Source organism: Micromonospora sp. BL4 (genome assembly GCF_003667505.1).
Classification (GTDB): Bacteria; Actinomycetota; Actinomycetes; order Mycobacteriales; family Micromonosporaceae; genus Micromonospora.
The window spans coordinates 1-597 of record NZ_RCVJ01000027.1; the positions used below are offsets into that span (position 1 = coordinate 1).

General features: G+C 49.2%; 1 protein-coding gene. It reads right to left on the reverse strand.

Going from position 1 to position 597, the window contains the following annotated elements:
• Positions 1–597 (reverse strand): hypothetical protein (locus EAD89_RS00140; protein WP_147458721.1); only part of this gene is annotated, 597 nt, incomplete at both ends.

Genomic DNA, 597 nt, shown 5'->3' on the forward strand with positions numbered 1-597 from the left:
GCTTTGACCGAAGCGTCCGCCTTCACGTAATTCGACGCGATACCGATGACTCCCGGCTTTGACGGGAATTCCGGATTAACAGAAGATCCATGAGCAAAGGCGATCATCGCATTACCGGCATTTGCCGAATACAATGCATCGAGCAAGCCCTCCAAACTAGACGGGCTATTTGTCACGACCGCATTCAAGGAGCGACCCAAAGCAAATTCAATCGCATTCGCATATTCCGCATCGACATCGATCAAGGAACCGAGAAGACCCTTGACTTCAGAAGCTCGGCTATTCACCAGGTAATCGGCACCGGAACCCGCATCGGAATCCATATTCTGGAGCACTTCGATCCGAGATTCAAGACCCGCCTTATGGCTTTTCGCCCGCGAAATCTTTTCGTCAATTGCCGAAAGCTCCTGCTTCTTGATTTCGATATCTTCTTCCTGGACGCTCTTGCGTTCCGAGCCATTTTCGATATCTTTTTCGGCATTTTTAATGCCGTCTTCAAAAGTTTTCAAAGACTCTTCGAGTTCCGACTTTTTGCGTTCCAGTTCTTCGAGGTCTTCTTTCCACTTGTCGATATTGCCGCGGAGCATATCCGCTTCC